Source organism: Nocardia sp. NPDC058666, from assembly GCF_042714895.1.
Taxonomy (GTDB): domain Bacteria; phylum Actinomycetota; class Actinomycetes; order Mycobacteriales; family Mycobacteriaceae; genus Nocardia.
In genome coordinates this window covers 81,925-99,556 of the sequence record NZ_JBHXRY010000015.1, presented here as the reverse complement: position 1 = coordinate 99,556, position 17,632 = coordinate 81,925, and the positions used below count along the sequence as shown (strand labels likewise).

Annotated in this window: 18 protein-coding genes; 6 read left to right on the top strand and 12 right to left on the bottom strand. The window is 65.9% G+C overall.

Going from position 1 to position 17,632, the window contains the following annotated elements; genetic code table 11:
- Nucleotides 1–53: 53 nt before the first annotated feature.
- The gene (locus tag ACFWVD_RS25065; RefSeq protein WP_379246728.1) at nt 54–326 is read left to right on the top strand and encodes a helix-turn-helix domain-containing protein; all 273 of its coding nucleotides are present in this window, start codon (nt 54–56) and stop codon (nt 324–326) included.
- Between the two features lie 351 nt (nt 327–677).
- Here the strand turns inward: ACFWVD_RS25065 and ACFWVD_RS25060 are convergent, their stop codons facing one another.
- The 7 genes from ACFWVD_RS25060 to rpsF all read right to left on the bottom strand — a co-directional run bounded on the left by ACFWVD_RS25060 (nt 678) and on the right by rpsF (nt 5,997).
- On the bottom strand, nt 678–1,154 hold the full coding sequence (locus ACFWVD_RS25060; RefSeq protein WP_379246726.1) for a hypothetical protein: 477 nt from the start codon (nt 1,152–1,154) through the stop codon (nt 678–680).
- 164 nt (nt 1,155–1,318) lie between these two features.
- The gene (locus tag ACFWVD_RS25055) at nt 1,319–1,831 is read right to left on the bottom strand and encodes a hypothetical protein (RefSeq protein WP_379246724.1); all 513 of its coding nucleotides are present in this window, start codon (nt 1,829–1,831) and stop codon (nt 1,319–1,321) included.
- Between the two features lie 50 nt (nt 1,832–1,881).
- Nucleotides 1,882–3,588, bottom strand: coding sequence for a replicative DNA helicase (dnaB, locus tag ACFWVD_RS25050; protein ID WP_379246772.1), 1,707 nt, complete (start codon nt 3,586–3,588; stop codon nt 1,882–1,884).
- Between the two features lie 700 nt (nt 3,589–4,288).
- Nucleotides 4,289–4,741, bottom strand: coding sequence for a 50S ribosomal protein L9 (rplI, locus tag ACFWVD_RS25045; protein ID WP_379246722.1), 453 nt, complete (start codon nt 4,739–4,741; stop codon nt 4,289–4,291).
- Between the two features lie 17 nt (nt 4,742–4,758).
- Complete coding sequence (gene rpsR / locus ACFWVD_RS25040; protein ID WP_056823934.1) at nt 4,759–5,010, bottom strand: 30S ribosomal protein S18; 252 nt, start codon at nt 5,008–5,010, stop codon at nt 4,759–4,761.
- A 33-nt stretch (nt 5,011–5,043) separates the two neighbouring features.
- Nucleotides 5,044–5,622, bottom strand: coding sequence for a single-stranded DNA-binding protein (locus ACFWVD_RS25035; protein WP_379246720.1), 579 nt, complete (start codon nt 5,620–5,622; stop codon nt 5,044–5,046).
- 87 nt (nt 5,623–5,709) lie between these two features.
- Nucleotides 5,710–5,997: a 30S ribosomal protein S6 gene (gene rpsF / locus ACFWVD_RS25030; protein WP_056823926.1), complete on the bottom strand. Its 288-nt coding sequence runs from the start codon at nt 5,995–5,997 to the stop codon at nt 5,710–5,712.
- A gap of 170 nt (nt 5,998–6,167) precedes the next feature.
- Between rpsF and ACFWVD_RS25025 the strand changes: the two genes are divergently transcribed.
- On the top strand, nt 6,168–7,526 hold the full coding sequence (locus ACFWVD_RS25025; RefSeq protein WP_379246770.1) for a glycosyltransferase family 87 protein: 1,359 nt from the start codon (nt 6,168–6,170) through the stop codon (nt 7,524–7,526).
- A gap of 58 nt (nt 7,527–7,584) precedes the next feature.
- Here ACFWVD_RS25025 and ACFWVD_RS25020 read toward each other — a convergent pair whose 3' ends face one another.
- Together ACFWVD_RS25020 and ACFWVD_RS25015 are read right to left on the bottom strand one after the other, a co-directional pair.
- Nucleotides 7,585–8,694: a DUF475 domain-containing protein gene (locus tag ACFWVD_RS25020; RefSeq protein WP_379246718.1), complete on the bottom strand. Its 1,110-nt coding sequence runs from the start codon at nt 8,692–8,694 to the stop codon at nt 7,585–7,587.
- Between the two features lie 69 nt (nt 8,695–8,763).
- The gene (locus tag ACFWVD_RS25015) at nt 8,764–9,339 is read right to left on the bottom strand and encodes a TerD family protein (protein ID WP_379246716.1); all 576 of its coding nucleotides are present in this window, start codon (nt 9,337–9,339) and stop codon (nt 8,764–8,766) included.
- 330 nt (nt 9,340–9,669) lie between these two features.
- Here ACFWVD_RS25015 and ACFWVD_RS25010 point away from each other — a divergent pair, with 330 nt between their 5' ends.
- From ACFWVD_RS25010 to ACFWVD_RS24995, 4 genes are read left to right on the top strand one after another with little or no spacing between them, the layout of a single operon-like run.
- Nucleotides 9,670–10,755, top strand: coding sequence for a hypothetical protein (locus ACFWVD_RS25010; protein ID WP_379246714.1), 1,086 nt, complete (start codon nt 9,670–9,672; stop codon nt 10,753–10,755).
- 33 nt (nt 10,756–10,788) lie between these two features.
- Nucleotides 10,789–12,000: an HpcH/HpaI aldolase/citrate lyase family protein gene (locus tag ACFWVD_RS25005; RefSeq protein ID WP_379246712.1), complete on the top strand. Its 1,212-nt coding sequence runs from the start codon at nt 10,789–10,791 to the stop codon at nt 11,998–12,000.
- On the top strand, nt 11,997–14,606 hold the full coding sequence (locus ACFWVD_RS25000; RefSeq protein WP_379246710.1) for a phosphoribosyltransferase: 2,610 nt from the start codon (nt 11,997–11,999) through the stop codon (nt 14,604–14,606). The genes ACFWVD_RS25005 and ACFWVD_RS25000 overlap by 4 nt, the downstream gene beginning before the upstream one ends.
- A 38-nt stretch (nt 14,607–14,644) precedes the next feature.
- Nucleotides 14,645–15,436: an HAD family hydrolase gene (locus tag ACFWVD_RS24995; protein ID WP_379246768.1), complete on the top strand. Its 792-nt coding sequence runs from the start codon at nt 14,645–14,647 to the stop codon at nt 15,434–15,436.
- A gap of 46 nt (nt 15,437–15,482) precedes the next feature.
- On the opposite strand, the gene ACFWVD_RS24990 is transcribed toward ACFWVD_RS24995, so the two are convergent.
- From ACFWVD_RS24990 to ACFWVD_RS24980, 3 genes are read right to left on the bottom strand one after another with little or no spacing between them, the layout of a single operon-like run.
- Nucleotides 15,483–16,247 carry an AIM24 family protein gene (locus ACFWVD_RS24990; RefSeq protein ID WP_379246708.1) on the bottom strand — a complete coding sequence of 255 codons (765 nt, stop codon included), beginning with the start codon at nt 16,245–16,247 and terminating at the stop codon, nt 15,483–15,485.
- A 4-nt stretch (nt 16,248–16,251) separates the two neighbouring features.
- Nucleotides 16,252–16,953: an AIM24 family protein gene (locus ACFWVD_RS24985; RefSeq protein ID WP_379246706.1), complete on the bottom strand. Its 702-nt coding sequence runs from the start codon at nt 16,951–16,953 to the stop codon at nt 16,252–16,254.
- A 9-nt stretch (nt 16,954–16,962) separates the two neighbouring features.
- The gene (locus ACFWVD_RS24980) at nt 16,963–17,586 is read right to left on the bottom strand and encodes an AIM24 family protein (RefSeq protein ID WP_379246704.1); all 624 of its coding nucleotides are present in this window, start codon (nt 17,584–17,586) and stop codon (nt 16,963–16,965) included.
- Between the last annotated feature and the right edge of the window lie 46 nt (nt 17,587–17,632).

The window sequence follows — 17,632 nt, the reverse complement described above, 5'->3', positions numbered from 1 at the left end:
AAGCCATCTATATGTGGTCGACGTGGCTCGAGCACCTCGGAAGCCTCAATGATGTGCCCGAATCCGCCGTAGAGATGCAGCTCGCGGCGATTCTCGGCCAGCATCTGAGAGAGCTGCGTAAAGACAAGGGCCTCTCCCAGGAGCGCGTCGCTCTCGCCGCGGGGATCAGTACGAACTACTACCAACTGCTGGAAGCCGGCCTGCGCACCCGTAAACCGAGGACCCCGGCAAACCCCACGCTGATGGTCCTCGTCGCGCTGGGCCAGGTACTCGAGACGCCGCTCCCCGCAATCCTCGACGAGGTACTGATCCGAAACGCGAGCTGACACCGGCGGACCGTTTCCACCACGTCGCCCGCGCCCGACTTTCGGACCCGCGCGGATAATCTCGGCGGTCCGTTCTCACCACAGTTCGACCCATTGCGGTCGATGTTGCACGTCGAATCCGCTGGCCCGTCCACGCACCAGCATCGGCATCTCGGCGCCGATCGGGAACTGGTGCAGCATCGCTTTCGCCGTCGATCGGCGGAACTCCGCCGATCGATGTATTGGTGCCGTATACGGCAACTCGCGATGATTTGCGGATCGATTTCACTGGCGCGGACGGGGCGGTCGGCGTCGGTGGGCTGTGGGTCTGACCACGTGTCTGTAGGCCGTGTCGGCCTGACGCAGAAGGCGTCACGCAATGATCTGCAGCCCGTCGAGGATGGCGGTGAGGTCGGGCCCCAGCCTGTTCAGGTCGATCACCTCGGCTCGCCCCGCCACCTGGACCGTATAAACAGAGCCGCCGCAGACACACATGACTTCGCGGCGGTCTTCCCACCATTCCTGCGTGGAGCTGGTGAAAGTGCCGACGACGCGCCGACTGCTCCGACCGCAGGCGGTCAGTTGTTCGTCGACGCGGGATCGCCAGTCGTGCACGTCATGCCGGTTGCGACGTAGGCTTTCCAGCGCGTCTGCCTCCGTCGGGAACCGGCTGGAAGCCGTGACGGTGATCATCGCCGTCGGCTTGCGGAAATCGTTCGGAAGCTGGTCGCGGCGCCACAGCGACAGACCGCCGGACCGCACGCCAGGGACCTCGTTGCGTACCCAGCCCGGCAATTCCGGCAGATGCACATCGAACGGGTACTCGCCGGAGCGGTCGAGGGTGAACACCCGCCCGGTCGCTCCCCTCGCATCGCACGAGTAGCCGGCTCGGGGCTGGCTACTTGTCGACGGCGAGGTGGTGGTGGTCGGTGGTTGTTCGATCGACGACGTTCCGCAGGAGGTGACAATTGCCAACACCATCAGAACCACGGGCACCCGGAGCATCGCCGTCCTCACCACAGTTCGACCCATTGCGGTCGATGTTGCACGTCGAATCCGCCGGCCCGTCCACGCACCAGCATCGGCATCTCGGCGCCGATCGGGAACTGGTGCAGCATCGCTTTCGCCGTGGATCGGCGGAACTCCGCCATCGCGAATTCCTTTTTCGCCCAGTACTCGACCCCGGTACTCGGGTGCGTGAATGTCACCTTCAGGCGCACCCGATGAGTGGCGAACGGATTGTTCTCCGTTGTCGTCACACGACGCCCGGACTCGATCACCGTCGCGGTAACCGGCGTCCCGACCCTCCGCAGATACGCCCGCCGACCCCACCACACCACCATCAACACGAACGGCCACGTGACGAGCCCGAGCAGCACCCCACCGAGCAAACCGAACACCGGCCCCAAGGATTCATCGACCAAGGAAACGCCGAAGACCCCCGCCCGCATCGTGCCCGAGAAATACAGCACGGCCGCCACCGCCGACACCACCCAGTAAACGAACACCACGGGATTGACCAACATCCCCGACTTCTTCCCCACCCTGATTCCGATCTGTATCCGCTTTCCTGGCGTCAGCCGCGGGCCATGTCCACGAACCGGCTCAAATGCAGCTGGTGCGCGACGGTGATCGTGGCGGTCGGGCCGTTACGGTGTTTGCCGACGATGAGGTCGGCCTCGCCGCCGCGGGGGTCGTCGCGTTCGATGGCGTCGGGGCGGTGCAGCAGGATGACCATGTCCGCATCCTGCTCGAGGCTGCCCGACTCGCGAAGGTCGGAGACCATCGGTCGCTTGTCGGTTCGCTGTTCCGGACCACGGTTCAGCTGGGAGATCGCGATGACGGGAACTTCGAGTTCCTTGGCCAGCAGTTTCAGATGACGGGAGAATTCCGAAACTTCCTGCTGACGCGATTCGACCTTTTTGCCCGAGCTCATCAGCTGCAGGTAGTCCACCACAACGAGTTTCAGGTCGTGGCGTTGCTTGAGGCGGCGGGCCTTGGCGCGGATTTCCATCATCGTCAAGTTCGGGGAATCGTCGACGAACAGCGGTGCTTCGCTGATCTCGCTCATGCGGCGGGCCAGTTTGGTCCAGTCGTCGTCGCTCATGCGGCCCGAGCGCATGTCGCCGAGTTTGATCTTCGCTTCGGCGGACAGCAGGCGCATGACGATTTCGGTGCGGCTCATTTCCAGCGAGAAGATGACGCTGGCCATGCCGTGTTTGATCGAGCAGCTGCGCATGAAATCCATGCCCAGCGTGGAGTTGTGGGTGGGGACCATCGTGCGACCTGCCAGGTACATGTGATCGGCGTTGTCCACCTCGACGCAGCGCACGGGCACCGGGTCGATCTTGCGGACGTCGACGATCTGGCGGGCGGCCGAGCGGACGGACCTGGGCACCATGTGGGCGAAATTGTCGCGGGGGGTGCGCAGGCTGTGGGCGATCTCGCCGGTGGTGCGCACCACCGGGTGCGGTGCCAGGGTGGGCGCGAAGGTGGTCCACTGATGTTCTTCGTCGGCGGTGATGACGGTGCCGTCGGAGAATTCGACCTCGTAGCAAGGCCGGTCGATCATTTCCTCGGTGGCCGCGACGACCCTGGTGGGCCTGCCGTCGGCGCCGAGCAGTTCGTCGCCGACCCGGACCTCACCCATGGTGGTCCACGCGCCGGGCGTGGGCAGGGGAGTGTCCAGCGCCAGCGCCTTACCCACACCGGGTCGCGCCGCGACGATGATCATCTGGCCGGGGTGCAGACCGTTGGTGAGTTCGTCGAGTTCGGTGAACCCGGTGGGCACGCCGAGCGAGATGCCGCCGCGCGAGGCGATGGAGTCGATCTCGTCCATCGTGGGCTGCAACAGTTCTTCCAGCGGGGTGAAGTCCTCGGTGGTGCGACGTTCGGTGACCTCGTAGATCTCGGCCTGCGCGCGGTCGACCACCTCGGCCACATCCTGGCCGTCGGCACCGGCGTAACCGAACTGGACGATGCGGGTGCCCGCTTCGACCAGGCGGCGCAGGATCGCCTTTTCCGCGACGATCTCGGCGTAGAAGCCGGCATTGGCCGCGGTGGGCACGGTTTGGGTGAGAGTGACCAGGTAGGGCGGGCCACCGATGCGCTTGAGCTCGCCGCGACGGTCCAGCCCCGCGGAGACGGTGACGGGGTCGGCGGGTTCGCCACGGCTGTAGAGATCCAGGATCGTGTCGTAGACGGCCTGGTGCGCGGGGCGGTAGAAATCGCCGGGGCGCAGCACCTCGATCACGTCGGCGATGGCGTCCTTGCTCAGCAGCATGCCGCCGAGAACGGACTGCTCAGCGGCCATGTCGTGCGGGGGCTGCCGACCGAAGTCCTCGCCGGGGGGTTCAGGCGTGAACTCGGTTTGCGCGCGGTCACCGGTGGTTGTCACCAGGGGAGTCCTCTCTGCCCGCAGAACCGGGGGTTACACATCGATGTACTCGTTGTACTCCCGGGCACCGACAGCAACGTCAGCAATCGGTTGCCTGCGTGATTCCGGGGGGCGTACGCGCGGCGTTGCGACGAACCTAGGCGACGTTTTCGGGACTCGCCAAGCCGACATGTGCACACAACTGTGGATAACTTGGGAGTAGTTCACCTGTTGTTGTGCACTACCTGTGGAAAACATGGGGAAAACCCAGGTCAGTGCCGTGGAACGCCCTGCTAGGCGGTGATTTATCCAACTTTCACCCTGTGGATAAAAGAAGTTGCGGCGTGTCGGCCAAGGTGAACAACCGGGCGTGTTCGGTAAACGGCGATGGTGCACGCTATGACGTGGAGTCACAAATCTGCCGGTCGGTTTCGTCGGTCATCCACAGGGTGAATAACCGGAGGTCAAGCAGTTACCGGCAGTGAGCCACGTAACACGACCTGCGGGAACCGAAAAGTCGGCTACCGATCAGTTATCGGCACAACAAGCTGTAAAAGGGCAAGCAGAAACCACCCCTGTGCACGCACAGGGGTGGTTTCTTACGAACTCAGTTCGCAGCGACCACGAGGTCGAACTTGGCAACCACATCGGGGTGCAGGTGCACCACGATGCCGTGCTTGCCGGTCGCCTTGATGTGCGACTTCGGCAGCTCGATGCTGCGCTTGTCGACCACCGGACCACCGGCCGCCTTGATGGCCGAGGCCACGTCGGAGGCGGTGACCGAACCGAACAGCTTGCCGCTGTCGGCGGTCTTCACGGCCAGCGAGACCGCGGCGAGGCCCTCGATGGCCTGCTTCAGTTCGTTGGCGTGATCGAGGTCGCGCACCTTGCGGGTGTCCTGTGCGCGACGGATTCCTTCGACCTGCTTCTGGGCGCCACGGGTGGCCGGGATGGCCATTCCGCGGGGCAGCAGGAAGTTGCGGCCGTAGCCGTCCTTGACCTCGACGAGGTCGCCGGGGGCGCCGAGGTTGTCGACATCAGCGGTGAGGATGAGCTTCATCTGTGTGACTCCCTTTCTCAGCGAGCGGTCGACACGTAAGGAAGCAGAGCCACCTCACGCGAGTTCTTGACGGCGACAGCGATGTCACGCTGGTGCTGGACGCAGTTGCCGGTGACGCGGCGAGCACGGATCTTGCCGCGATCGCTGACGTACTTACGCAGCAGCGTGGTGTCCTTGTAATCGATATTGACGATTCCGGACTTTGCTTCCTTGCAGAAAGCACAGGCCTTCTTCTTCAGTACCTTTTCGCGCGCGGGCGCTTTAGGCATGGTGTTTCTCTCCGTACTATGAGTGCCGTTCGATCAGAACGGCGGTTCGTCATCCATGCGGCCGCCGCCCCCGAAGGAGCCGGCCGCGGGCGCGCTACCCCACGGATCGTCTTCGCCACCGGCATTGCTGCCACCGGCCGGACGTCCGCCGCCATTGTTGGCGTTGGCGTTGTAGCCGCCTGCGCTTGACCCACCACCGGCATTGCCGGAACCACCACTGAAGCCGCCACCGCCGCCTCCGCCACCACGACCGGCCTTGGAGACCTTCGCGGTTGCGTAACGCAACGAGGGACCGACCTCATCGACTTCGAGCTCGACCACAGTGCGCTTCTCGCCCTCGCGGGTTTCGTAAGAGCGCTGCTTGAGCCGACCGCTGACGATCACGCGGGCGCCTCGGGTCAGAGACTCGGCGACGTTTTCCGCTGCTTCGCGCCAGATATTGCAGCGCAGGAACAGTGCCTCGCCGTCTTTCCATTCGTTCGAATTGCGATCGAACACACGGGGAGTCGACGCGACGGTGAAATTAGCCACCGCTGCGCCTGCGGGCGTGAAACGAAGCTCGGGGTCTGCCGTCAAGTTTCCGATGACGGTAATGACCGTGTCGCCTGCCATGGGGTTCCTCCTGCTCGGGGTGCAGTCCGCATCCTCGGGATTTGCGCACGAGCCTAAAGCCAGGCTCTGACAAATACGAGGTGTGGACTACTTGTCGTTGCGCAGAACCTTGGTGCGCAGCACCGTCTCGTTCAGGCCCAGCTGGCGGTCGAGTTCGCTCACGGTGGCCGGGGTCGCGGTCAGGTTGACGATCGCGTAGATACCTTCGGCCTGCTTGGCGATTTCGTAGGCGAGCCGGCGGCGGCCCCAGATGTCGACCTTGTCGACGTTGCCGCCCTCGGTCTTGACGACCGTGAGCAGAGTATCCAGGGACTGCCCGACGATGCGCTCGTCCAGGCTCGGGTCGAGGATGACCATTACTTCATATTGACGCACGGACCAATCACCTCCTGTGGACTAGGAAACGGCCATGGACTCTCCATGGCAGGAGGGTTCGTTGCGTCAGCAACCCGCCAAGGCTACATGAGCCGGTGGTGACCAGCGAAATCGATGCCTGCCGCGGGTGTGCGCGGGTGTTGTCGGTGTCGCCGCTTAATGTGGTCGCCATGACCACCGGCGGCCCGCAGCGGCACGCGACCCGACGCGGCGCGGCGCTGGCCGTGTTGGTGCTGCTGCTGTGCGGTTTCACCTTGGCGCTGGCCTACGCGAACAAGGCCAGGTGCGCCGGTGGCGCGATCGACGAATCGGGTCGCAGCCTGGTCTTCGAGCAGCGTAAGGACACCGATGTCTGCTACTCCGACATCCAATTCCTGTGGCTGGGCCGCGATATCGACAATCACGTGTTCCCGTATGTGGACGGCGACATCACCGCCGACGGCGCGCTGACCGGCGGCGCGGTGGAATACCCGGTGCTGTCGGGTGTGCTGATGTGGGCGGGTGCGATCGGGGTCGACAACGACGCCGACTTCCTGTGGCGTTCGGCCCTGCTGCTGGCACCGTTCGCCCTGCTCACCGCGTGGATGCTGGCCAGACTCGCGGGCCCGGCGGCCCTGCTGTGGGCGATCGGTCCGCCGCTGGTGTTCTACGCGTTCCACAACTGGGAACTGCCGGTGGTGTGCACGGCGGTGGCCGCGGTCTATGTGATGGCGATGCTGACCGGGCTGTCGGTGCGCACCCGCGGGATCATCGCCGCGGTGCTGCTCGCGCTGGGTTTCTGTCTCAAGCTGTATCCGGGAATCTTCGTGCTGCCGCTGGCCCTTTACGTGCTCACCGAGGGTGTCCCGCGCGATCGACGACGGATCAGCGAACTCGATATCGCCGGTGCCGCACAGACTTTGCTGGCCGCGATGGGCACGGTCGCGGCGATCAACGCGCCGTTCGTGCTGGCCGGAGTGGAGGGCTGGCGGGCTTCGATCACCTTCCAGCAGTTGCGTCAGGCCGACATCACCACCAACTCGATCTGGTACTGGGGTCACCAGGCGATCTTCGGTCGCGCCGCGGAAACGACCCAGACCTGGCATGACGCGGTCGCGATCGTGTCGCCCGCGTTGATCTTCGGCGGTTTCGCGCTGGCGCTGTGGCTGGGTTGGCGACGCTGGACCCCGACGTCGGCGTACCCGTGGGTGGGGGTGAGTGCGGCGATGTTGGCGGTGTTCATGCTGTTCCACAAGGTCCATTCACCCCAGTACACCCTGTGGATCATCCCGTTCCTGGTGCTGCTGGAGGTGCCGTGGTCGATGGTCGCGGCGTACCTGGTGGCCGACGCGGCGGTGGGTGTCGGGGTGTTCCGGTACTTCGCGGCGTTGGGCGAGGGGGAGGGCGTGGACCTGATGGAGGGCATCGTCCAGTTCGGCGTGTGGCTTCGAACGGCGCTGCTCGTGGCCCTGTTCTTCGTTTTCCTGCGGGCGAGAGCGCGCAGGACCGAACCGATCACCGCGCCGGTGCGCCAGCTACAACCCGCGTAAACGACAACGGCGGCGAACCCTCGAAAAGAGGACTCGCCGCCGGTGAAGCGGAAGTGGATCAGCCGACCGGAGTGGTCTCCTTGGCGTCGGCCACCGCGTCCGGCTCAGCCTTGCGGTTGCGCAGGATGCTGGAGATCAGCGCCGCGCCGATGAACGCCACGCCGACCAGGCCCGTGATGAGCTCGTTGACGTGCACGCCGATCGACACCAGCAGGATCGCCGCCAGCGCACCGATCGCCCAGTGGGCGCCGTGCTCGAGGTAGACGTAATCCGACAGCGTGCCCTGGCGAACCAGGTACACCGTGATGGATCGAACGAACATCGCACCGATCAGGCCAAGGCCCAACGCGATGATGATCGGGTCCGAGGTGATCGCGAACGCGCCGATGACACCGTCGAAGGAGAACGAGGCGTCGAGCACTTCCAGGTACAGGAACAGGAAGAACGCGGCCTTACCGGTGGCCTTGACCAGCGTGGACGGGCCACCCTGCGGGCCGTCTTCGAATTCCTCGGTGTGGAACATCGAGCCGAGGCCGTCGACCAGGATGTAGACGATCATGCCGAGCAGACCCGCGACCAGCACGGTCGAACGATCCGCGTCCTTGGCCAGGAACTCCGCGACCAGCACCAGACCGGTACCGGACACGACCACCGACAGCATGTCGAGCTTGCCGGCCTTGGCCAGTGGCTTCTCGAGCCAGCTCAGCCAGGTGATGTCACGCTCTTCGAAGATGAAGTTCAGGAACAGCAGCGCCAGGAACATGCCACCGAACGCCGCGATCTGCGGGTGCGCGTCGGTGAGCAGGGTCTCGTAGCTGGGGCTGCCGTCGGGGAAGGTCGCCGCGTCGTTGGCCGGCGGGTTCAGTGCCAGGTCGAACGCCTGCACCGGATTCAGTCCGGCGGTGACCCACACGATCGCGAGCGGGAACACCAGACGCATACCGAACACGGCGATCAGCACGCCGATGGTCAGGAAGATCCGCTGCCAGAACTCGCTCATCCGTTCCAGGACGGTGGCATTGATGACGGCGTTGTCGAACGACAGCGACACCTCGAGGATGCCGAGGATCGCGCACAGCGCGAGTGCGGTCAGGCCGCCGTAGAGGTAGGCCACGACCAGCGAGACCACCGTGATGACGATGGACAGGCCGAAGATGCGCGTTATCACGCGGAGGGACCTTTCTGTTTCGCACAAACAGGGGGCTCGATGTGCGCAGCCCCCTGTTCGCGATGATGACTAGACGTTGACGCCGTAGTCGCGGGCGATGCCGCTCAGTCCGGAGGCGTAGCCCTGACCGACAGCGCGGAACTTCCATTCTGCACCGTTGCGGTACAGCTCGCCGAACACCATCGCGGTCTCGGTCGAGGCGTCCTCGGACAGGTCGTAGCGGGCGAGCTCGGTGCCGTTGGCCTGGTCGACCACGCGGATGTACGCGTTGCGCACCTGGCCGAACGACTGCGCCCTGGTCTCGGCGTCGTAGATCGAGACCGGGAAGAAGATGCTCTCGATGGTCGGCGGGGTGTTGGCGAGGTCGACCTTGATGACCTCGTCGTCGCCGTCGCCCTCACCGGTGGTGTTGTCGCCGGTGTGCTCGATGGCACCTTCGGGGGACTTGAGGTTGTTGAAGAACACGAAGTGCTTGTCCGACACGACCTTCTTGTCGGCGCCGGTCGCGATCGCGCTCGCGTCGAGGTCGAAGTCGGTGCCGGTGGTGGAACGCACGTCCCAGCCCAGGCCGACCGCGACCGCGGTCAGGTTCGGGGCCTCTTTGGTCAGCGAGACGTTGCCGCCCTTGGACAGACTGACACCCATGCGGGAATCCCTTCGGTTAGTCCGGTGTGTCGTTTCCCGGCATATCCGAAAGCATGTCCGAATCGCCGGGTACCGCTACGACAGTAATAGGTTTCGTGGATCTTGCGTAGGAACGGTCTGCAGCCCAGGTTAACCGGGGGAATCTCCTACCATCGACCACATGCACGGGCGGCGGGTAGCGCGGTTCGGAAAGGGGACGTGCCGGTGACACCTCGCAGACGCGGATGGTTCAGATCGGGGGCGGATCATGAGTGGATCAGCGGGGCAAGGGCCGCGACGTCGGCGGCCTTTCTCGACATGGATCGACGGCAATCGGCAGCGGAGGCGGGTGTGGTGGCCAGTACGGCGGTGTTCCCCGACCGCCGCGTCGGCGCGCTCTGGGAGCCGGTGCGCGCACGGTGCTATGCCGCGGCGGGTGCGTACCTGAGTTTCACCGAGCAGCTCGATGCCGCCGAAGCCGCGGGCACGCCGATCGCGGATGGTCCGGCGCGGGCGGACGCGCTGGTCAGGCAGCTCGACGACGCCGCTCGCGGGGTGGACGAGTTCTATCACGCGCACCGCGAAGGTCTGGCCGAAGCGGCGACGGTGCGAAATACCGTGCCGCAGTTGCTCACTCACGTGCGCGCCGAGGCCGAACAGGTGCTGGTCGCGGCGGCGTCGTCGGATTTCGCGCATTACCCCTCGATCGAGGGGGGTGTAAGGGCCCTGAATGAGGCTCTGATCACAGCGTCTTCGGTGGATCCGGGCACTGCTGTCGCCCGCGCGCGCGAGGCGGCGAACCTGGTGCAGGAGACCACCGCGGAACTGTCGAATGCGTTGGCGCAGGCCCCTTCTCGAGTGTCGGCGGCGAAGAACGCGATCGCCTCGGTGACCACCCGGCTGGCCGCGGTGCGCAACCGCGCCGATGCCCTCGGACCCGCCTACTCGAGTCTGCTGCGGGAGTTCAGCGCTGCGAGTTCAGCGGACTTGACCAACAATGAGCGGGAAAGCCGTCGCGGCATAGACGCCGCCGACGAGGCGCTGGTCGGCGCGCGCGTCGCGGCAGCCGATCGGAATCCGGAGACCGCCCTTGACTTGACCGCCACCGCACGCGAGCATCTCGCGCAGGCCGAGCAGCTGGTCGACGCCGTCACCGCGCGCCTGGAATTGTTGCGAGAGGTACGCACCGATCCCGACGCTCGAGCGCGCACCGTACGATTCCGGCTGCGGGACGCGCAGATGCTCGCGGTCGACCGAGGACTGGTCGCCGAGTGGGGCTCGGTTCTCGATGCACAAGCAGAACGCCTCGACCGCATCACCGCGGGACTGACAGGTAGACATCCGGATTATTGGGCATACGTGACGGAGTTGGACACTGTCGCGCAGTTCATCGCCGGGGTGGTCGAGCGGATCAGAAAAAACGTCGCAGAGAAGTAGAAATGACATGGGTCGACAGATGAGGTGGGGGCAATGACCGCGGGCTACGCCGTCGCGACGCAAGTGTGTATGCGCAAGCAGACACCGTTGCGTCATTTTCAACAGCTACAGGGTCCGCGCAGCCGGGAGCTGTTCCTGGTCGAGCCCGAACCCATCCAGGGACACCTCGACCGTGAGCTGCTGGCCACCGCGCTGGGCGCCACGCTGTACGTGCCCGCGACCCGCCCCGATCTCACCGAGACCATCCGCCGACGCGCCGCGCGCGGGGTCTGCTCGATGGTGATCGACCTCGAGGACGCCGTCGCCGATCACCAGGTCGAAGCCGCCAAGCAGCACGCGGTGGCCGCCCTGGACCTGCTCGCGCGCAGCGACGACGCCAACCCGCTGCTGTTCATCCGGGTGCGCGACGCCGCCTCGGTCGCCGAGCTGGTCGCAGCGCTGGGCCCCGGCGCCGACGTGCTCACCGGCTTCGTGTTCCCCAAGTTCGACGCCGACACCGGCCCCGCCTACCTCGACGCGCTCGACGACGCGAACCGCGTGCTCGGCCGTCCCGTCTACGCGATGCCGGTGCTGGAATCGGCGAACCTGGTGCACCGGCAGACCCGCGACGAGCAGTTGTCGCGCATCGCCGACATGCTCGCCGCCCGCCGCGAACACGTGCTGGCCGTGCGCATCGGCGCCACCGACATGTGCTCCACGTTCGGCATCCGCCGCGACCGTGACCTCACGATCTACGACGTGCGAGTGATCGCCGACGTGATCGCCGACATCGTCAACTACCTCGGCCGCGTGGACGGCACCGGTTTCATCATCACCGGCCCGGTCTGGGAGTACTTCGCCGACCACGAGCGGATGTTCCGCCCGCAACTGCGCAGCGCGCCGTTCGAGGAATCCGACGCGGTGAAGTTCCGCCAGTACCTGGTCAGCCGCGACCTGGACGGTCTGCTGCGCGAGATCACCCTCGACCGCGCCAACGGCATCCAGGGCAAAACGGTGATCCACCCGTCGCACGTGCCGGTGGTGCACGCGCTGCAGGTGGTCACGCACGAGGAGTACGCCGACGCGCTGGACATCCTGTCCGCCGATGTCGGTGGCGTGGCCGCCTCGGAATACCGCAACAAGATGAACGAGATGCGCCCGCACCGCAGTTGGGCCCGCCAGACGCTGGTTCGGGCTCGTGCGTTCGGGGTCGCGAACAAGGGAGTGTCCTTCGTGGATTTGCTGACAGCGATGATCGCCGAATGAATGCGTTCGTAAAGCCTTGGGCGACGGTGAATCTGGGCATCGAGCTGCATCACGGTGAGTCCTTCGGTGCACGCTCGGCCGAGGGTGACTTGCTGGCTGCGGTGGTCGCCCCGACGTCCAATGCGGACGTGACGGCGACTGAGGGCGCCTTCGTCGACGGCGGGTTCTCGGTGCTGTCCGCTGAAAGTGTTCTGACGGGCCAACTTTCGATCGGTGAGCTGGTGCAGCCGGGTCTGCGTCGCAATCCGCGCCGGGCCCATCTGCTGGTGTCCACGGTGTTGGGCAAGCACCTGCCGACCGACCCGCGCGTGGTGATCGGTGCGGGTAACCGACTCGCCGATCTCGTGCGCGAGGTGCTCGGCGATCAGGAAGCCGTCGTGCTCGGATTCGCCGAGACCGCAACAGGTTTGGGTCACTGTGTGGCCGCGCGCATCGACGCGGGCGTCTACCTGCACTCCACCCGCCGCCACGAGCCGCGCGCCACCACGCTGACCGGTTTCGAAGAGGGCCACTCACACGCCACTTCCCACCTGCTGCAGCCCGCGCCCGCCGCGATCTTCGCCAACGACCTGCCGCTGGTGCTGGTCGACGACGAGATCTCCACCGGCGACACCGCCATCGACGCCGTGCGCGCCCTGCACGCCTTCGCGCCCCGCTCGCACTACGTCCTGGCCTCCCTGGTGGACATGCGAACCCCCGCCGATCGAATCAAATTCGAAGCTGCCGCAGCCGAACTCGGCGCACGCATCGACACGGTCTGCCTGGCCTCGGGCCGCACCGACCTGCCCGCCGGTCTGATCGGTACCGTTACTGCCCTACCGGACCCGCAGCTGAATCCGGTAGCGCCCCAGCCGGGTTCGTACGATCGCATCGAATTGAATTGGCCCGCAGACGTTCCCGAGGGCGGTCGCCACGGCACCCTGCGTTCGGACAACGCGCCCTTCGATATCGCGGTGAAGTCGATCGCCAACGAGGTGAGCGCACGTCTCGACGTCGAGTTCGCGGGCCGCCCCGTGATCGTCATCGGCCACGAAGAACTCATGTACCTGCCCGTGCGCCTAGCCGCCGACCTCGCCGACGCAGGCACCCCCGCCCGCTTCCAAACCACCACCCGCTCACCGGCATACGTCCTCGACGAACCCGGCTACCCCCTGCGCCGAGGCTTCCGCTTCACCGCCCCGGAGCCCGACCCCACCGCCGCCCGCTACCTCTACAACGCGCAGTGGCCCGACGCCGACCCGGTCCTGCTGGTCGTCATCGATCCCCCCGCCGACACCCCCGAACTCGTCGCCCCCGGCGGACTGGTCGACGTACTCACCGCATCGGGTGCCGATGTGCTGATCGCCGTAGTGCCCGGCGCGGACCCCCGTGCATTACACGCCGCCCGCACCGCCGAATCGGTAGCACCGACGGTGGCCCACGGCGACTCCGCAGGGGTAGCGGAAACCGACACCCCCGGCCGCGGCGATTCAGGCGACATCCGACTCCCGGCAGCCCTGCACGGCCCCGAGTTCGGTTCCTATGCGCCCGAAGATGTTTCGTGGTTGCTCAAGGATCTCTCCGACGCCGATCTCGAAGCCGACGTGACCGAACGCGAGCAGCGCATCCAGGCCGGCGAGGCCCACTACGCCGAATCACTCCCGGTGGAGTTCCAGCCCGACGCCGAATATCGCGAGCTGTTCGACCGCGTCCTCGCTGACAGCGCCGAACGCCTGGCACTGGCAGTGGCGACCGTGGCCGAACTCGTGGTCGCCGAACGCGGCGAGAACATCGTGCTGGTCTCCCTGGCCAGGGCGGGCACCCCCATCGGCGTGCTCATGCGCCGCTGGCTCGCCAGCGGGATCGGCCGCGCGAAGCTGCACGTCCCGCACTACGCCGTCTCGATCGTGCGCGACCGCGGCATCGACGCCGTAGCCCTGGATTACCTTGCCCACCACCACGATCCGTCCTCGATCGTGTTCGTCGACGGCTGGACCGGCAAGGGCGCGATCACCCACGAACTCACCGCCGCCCTGGACGCCTACCACGCGGCAGGCGGCGCCAGGTTCAACGACGAGCTCGTAGTGCTGGCCGACCCGGCCAACTGTGTGCGCACCTACGGCACCCGCGACGACTTCCTCATCGCCTCCGCCTGCCTGAATTCCACTGTCTCCGGCCTGGTTTCGCGAACAGTCCTCAACGACACCCTGATCGGCCCCGGCGAATTCCACGGCGCCAAGTTCTACCGCGACCTGATCGACGTCGACGTGTCGAACAAGCTGATCGACACCGTCGCAGCAGCTTTCGAGAAGATCGGCGACAAGGTCCCCGTCGAGGTAGCGCAGATCCAGAACTCCGACCGCACCCCGGACTGGTCCGGTTGGGCGTCGGTGGAGAAGGTGCGCGCCGAATACGACATCAGCACAGTCAATTTCGTGAAACCGGGCGTCGGCGAGACCACTCGCGTGCTGTTGCGCCGAGTACCGTGGCGGGTGCTGGTTCGCGAGGCGGATGCCCCCGAGCACGCCCACATCCGCCTGCTCGCCGCGGCGCGCAATGTCCCGGTGGAAGTGGTTCCCGACCTGGCCTACTCCTGCATGGGCCTGATCAAGGAGCTTTCCCGGTGACCGCCGAGGCGTTATTCGCTACCGATCTCGACAGAACAATGATCTTCTCCCGCAACGGCTTCGGTGGCGCCGAGGCTGTGGAGAAGGAGTGCGTGGAGTACTACGAGGGTGAACCCCTGTCGTACATGACCACCACCGCGCTCGCCCGCCTGCGCGAGCTGGCCGCGCTCGCCCCGGTGATCCCGACGACCACCCGCACCATCGAGCAGTTCCAGCGCATCGCCCTGCCCGGCGCCCCGTGGAAGTACGCCATCACCAGCAACGGCGGCAACATCCTCGTCGACGGCATCCCCGATCCGGCCTGGCGCCTCGCCATCGACGACCAGGTCCGCGCCAGCGGTGCCACCCTGGCCGATGTCGGCGCCGAATTGCGTTCGCGCATCGACGATTCCTGGGTCACCAAGTACCGCGAGGCCGACGAACTGTTCTGCTACCTGGTGGTCCGCCCCGACGAGGTCCCCTCGGGCTTCCTCGCCGAATGGGACACCTGGTGCCGCGCCAACGGCTGGTCCGCGTCCCAACAGGGCCGCAAGATCTACACGATGCCCGACGCGGTCTGTAAGAGTCTCGCCGTAGGCGAAGTCCGCACAAGGCTGACAGACGCAGGCGAATTAGCCAGCACCGCAACACTGTTCACCGCAGGCGACGGCGCTCTCGACGCCGAAATGCTGAAAGCAGCCGACGCCGCGATCCGCCCGGCCCACGGTGAACTGCACGACCTGAACTTCACCGCGCCCAACCTCACGATCACCACCGCCACCGGCATCCTGGCAGGCGAGGAAATCCTCGACTGGTTCCACGCCGCGGTGCCGGTCACAGAACCGGCCTGACACGCGAAAACCCGGGTGCACCAACGGCACCCGGGTTCCGGCGCGATCAGTAGTGCTGCTGCTGACCAGCCAACTGCTGCGCGATCACACCCTGAATCCGCTGCAGCCCACCAACAGTGACACCACTTTGCAACTGCCCCTCGATGGTGCGCACCAGCGCATTGTCACTCATGATCTTCTCGGTCGACTGGATCAGCACAGTCCCCGCACCGGTGAAGTCGAACTGCCGCTCCTCACCGGAATTGGCACCCATCCGGGCTGCCCCTGCCGCCAGGAAACTGCCGATCCACCCCTGGTCGTAGTGGTGCGAAGGCGACGGGCAATCAGCCCATCCGACCAGCGATTCCGGGTCCACTCGCAGCGGCGGTTCGGCGAACATCACCGGCCCGTTCGACGACGCGAGGAACTTCCCGGTCCCGATCAGTGTGAGGAACCCCGGCACGATCGACTGCTTCAACGCCAGCCCCGGTTCGAAGGCCAGCAGGTTCGCCCCACGAATGGTGAGGTTGCCGTCTTCGAGGTCGAAGGAGTTGATGTCGTATCCGCGGTCGCCGATGATCAGCTTCCCGTGCCCCTGCGCCACCACGTACTCGCCGGCGAACAGCGGCGCGGAGAACTGGCTGCTCACCATGTGCATGAGGTTGCCCTGCAGCCCGTGCGTGAGCATCTGGAACTCGATCTGCCCGTAGTAGGCGATCATCGCGCCCTTGCGCATGAACCAGGGCCCGGTCAGGTCGATGCAGTAGGCGTAGCTGTTGCCCGGAATGTTGTCGCTCGGCCCGAGATTGTTCGGGGACAGGATGTCGCTCATCGGTTCACAACTTCTCTTCGGAGGCCTGCACGTACACCACACCCTGTCCGTGACAATGCAATTGCATCGCCTCGCCCGCACCGCGACCCACTGCGTCGCGCCACCCCATCGCCGACTTCAGTTCGGTCTGCACATTGCCGTACGCGGCGACGAACGCCTGCGGGTCGACCACGATCGGATTCGCGCCTCCCACAGGCAGTTCCAGGAAACCACCGTGCGCGAGCAGCACCGCCGAACCCTGACCGCTGAGCTGCGTGGTGAACATGCCGGTGCCGGTCGCGACACCCGCCGCGGCACCGCGCAGCGCACCCATCAGCCCGCCACCACCGCCACCCCCGCCACCCGAACTGGCAACGGACACAACGGAAGCCTGCAATCCGGCCGTTTGCGCGAGCAACCGCGAAGCCTCCACGCGCATCACCGCACCCGGCTGCATGTGCACCACGTGCACTTCCAGTCCGGCGAATCCGTAATGGACAACACCGTTTCCGCGCGCGAGCATCGTCCGCTGGTGCTCACCGGCCATCATCGATCCGGCCATCCGCATCAGCCCACCGCCGCCCATTCCCCCACCGCCGCCGGGGATCTGGTGCGGCGCGAACGCCACCTGGCCGGTGTAGAACAGCATCGCGCCCGAGCGCGCGACAACCCCGCCCGCCTGCCCGACATCGACCTTGACGACCTTGCTGTTGACAGTTTCGAACATCGCCCGCCCTTACCGTTCCGCCGGCTGGATCAACACCACGCCCTGGCCGTCGAACCGCAGCGAAAAGGCTTCGCCCGCATCCTGTCCGACCGCCGTGCGCCACGAGACATCGGTGATGAACGACTGATTGAGGTTGCCGCGCGAGGCGACGAACGCGTCAGGATCCACGATCAGCGGAAACTGCGGGGACACCTCGAGGTGGATCAGCGGCCCACCGGCCGACAGCAGCGCCACCTGACCCTGCCCGCTGACCGTGGTGGTGAAAAGGCCACTGCCGGCAGACATTCCGCCCACACCGGCGAACCGCACATCGGTGCGCAGGTTGCCCGCGAAGGCCAGCAACTGCTGCGACTCGACCTGCAGGGTGTCGTTGTTCAGGTCCACCACGGTCACGTTCTGGCCGTTGACCGCGAAGAACACCTTGCCGTTGCCGTTGCATTCCATCAGCGACAGCTTCTCGCCGGTGGCGCGGCGTTTGAGCCCGTTGAGCACGCCCTCGCCGCCGCCGAACCCGGCCGATTTGAACTGCACGTTGCCTTCGTAGGCCACCATCGAGCCGGAGATCGCGCGGATACTGGTCCCCGCGAGGTGCGCCTCGATCACCTTCTTGGACTTCTCGAACAATTGCGCCATCAGGTGTGTGGCTCCTCTGCGTGGGCGGATGTCCGCCGGTTGCGAC

What these genes read in the sequence shown, in the direction of transcription:
- ACFWVD_RS25055 (WP_379246724.1), bottom strand. Translation starts at nt 1,831, where the DNA reads ATGTTGGTCAATCCCGTGGTGTTCGTTTACTGGGTGGTGTCGGCGGTG.
- dnaB (WP_379246772.1), bottom strand. Translation starts at nt 3,588, where the DNA reads ATGCTGCTGAGCAAGGACGCCATCGCCGACGTGATCGAGGTGCTGCGC.
- rplI (WP_379246722.1), bottom strand. Translation starts at nt 4,741, where the DNA reads ATGAAGCTCATCCTCACCGCTGATGTCGACAACCTCGGCGCCCCCGGC.
- rpsR (WP_056823934.1), bottom strand. Translation starts at nt 5,010, where the DNA reads ATGCCTAAAGCGCCCGCGCGCGAAAAGGTACTGAAGAAGAAGGCCTGT.
- ACFWVD_RS25035 (WP_379246720.1), bottom strand. Translation starts at nt 5,622, where the DNA reads ATGGCAGGCGACACGGTCATTACCGTCATCGGAAACTTGACGGCAGAC.
- ACFWVD_RS25025 (WP_379246770.1), top strand. Translation starts at nt 6,168, where the DNA reads ATGACCACCGGCGGCCCGCAGCGGCACGCGACCCGACGCGGCGCGGCG.
- ACFWVD_RS25015 (WP_379246716.1), bottom strand. Translation starts at nt 9,339, where the DNA reads ATGGGTGTCAGTCTGTCCAAGGGCGGCAACGTCTCGCTGACCAAAGAG.
- ACFWVD_RS25005 (WP_379246712.1), top strand. Translation starts at nt 10,789, where the DNA reads ATGACCGCGGGCTACGCCGTCGCGACGCAAGTGTGTATGCGCAAGCAG.
- ACFWVD_RS25000 (WP_379246710.1), top strand. Translation starts at nt 11,997, where the DNA reads ATGAATGCGTTCGTAAAGCCTTGGGCGACGGTGAATCTGGGCATCGAG.
- ACFWVD_RS24995 (WP_379246768.1), top strand. Translation starts at nt 14,645, where the DNA reads ATGATCTTCTCCCGCAACGGCTTCGGTGGCGCCGAGGCTGTGGAGAAG.
- ACFWVD_RS24990 (WP_379246708.1), bottom strand. Translation starts at nt 16,247, where the DNA reads ATGAGCGACATCCTGTCCCCGAACAATCTCGGGCCGAGCGACAACATT.
- ACFWVD_RS24985 (WP_379246706.1), bottom strand. Translation starts at nt 16,953, where the DNA reads ATGTTCGAAACTGTCAACAGCAAGGTCGTCAAGGTCGATGTCGGGCAG.
- ACFWVD_RS24980 (WP_379246704.1), bottom strand. Translation starts at nt 17,586, where the DNA reads ATGGCGCAATTGTTCGAGAAGTCCAAGAAGGTGATCGAGGCGCACCTC.